The sequence below is a fragment of the Okeania sp. SIO2F4 genome (assembly GCF_010672385.1).
GTDB lineage: Bacteria > Cyanobacteriota > Cyanobacteriia > Cyanobacteriales > Microcoleaceae > Trichodesmium.
In genome coordinates this window covers 1-1,096 of the sequence record NZ_JAAHGT010001488.1, presented here as the reverse complement: position 1 = coordinate 1,096, position 1,096 = coordinate 1, and the positions used below count along the sequence as shown (strand labels likewise).

At 33.5% G+C, this 1,096-nt stretch carries 1 protein-coding gene; it reads left to right on the top strand.

What is annotated here, in order from left to right; all coding sequences use genetic code 11:
• A partial coding sequence (locus F6K22_RS41415; protein WP_293111029.1) for a hypothetical protein occupies positions 1–537 on the top strand: 537 nt, incomplete at its 5' end.
• Positions 538–1,096 lie beyond the last annotated feature (559 nt).

Genomic DNA, 1,096 nt, shown 5'->3' with positions numbered 1-1,096 from the left:
TGTAGACCTATACTTATATTGCTATTAAGTATAATTTGGCCTATAATTAGCCTAGCACAGTTGCCTCGTTTTGATTCTCCTATACCTAAATCCCCTTCTCAAGAAAAAAAGTCTTCGACCCTATTACCATCAAATACTCTTCAAAGTCAGCCAAGTCAGCTTTCTGAGCAATCAATTGTTAATGGCTCAACAGCTCCTTTACCTAGAGAAAGACAATTATCTCTTGGAATTATCAAACTTGTGAATGGTTTTGTCAATATTAAACTCACAAATAAAACTGCTGCTCAAATTTCCTATGAGGTGATTGGAGATACCACACAACGTCAGTTATCAGGAAAATCCGAAGTTATTTTAAGGACATTGAAAGTGCCTGTGAATATTACTTTTTATCGGGAGAAGGGAGGCTTTTTATTGATTCAACCACTGTTCATTGCTGAAAAGGGTATTTTAGAGCTGATTATGACTGAAACTAATGATTTTAATTTGGATAAATCTAGTTTGTTAATTGAGGAAACTGGAAGTTTATTTTTAAATTAGTTATTGCTTAAATGGTAGTTTTTTTAATTATATAGCAATCCCCAAAAAGCCTGATGTACGCGCATTCGTTGGTTTTAGAGAAGATTTAACACTTAACACTTAATAGGGAATAGGGAATAGGGAACATAATACAAATAAAAATATGTGTACCTCATTAGGTACAGAAACGCTATATAGATTTTTTGACTAAATTTGTTGATATATTTCCTCAATAATTTTTGATAAATAGGGTTTGCTGATTAAATAGAAAAGCCTTTACAGGTAAAAGTTTCAGCTTTTTTGTGTCGAAAAAAAGTGCAAGCTTTTAGGTATCTGAGATTCAAAAACTTAGTATTTTGGGCAGCTGATTAAATAGAAAAGCCTTTACAGGTAAAAGTTTCAGCTTTTTTGTGTCGAAAAAAAGTGCAAGCTTTTAGGTATCTGAGATTCAAAAACTTAGTATTTTGGGCAGATTAAGTGTAGAAAGACCAAGGGATAATTTTCCCTCCTACCTCCTCTGTAATTTCCATTTCTTCTGACTCCTGACTCCTAACTCCTGACTCCTGACTCCTACCCTTAC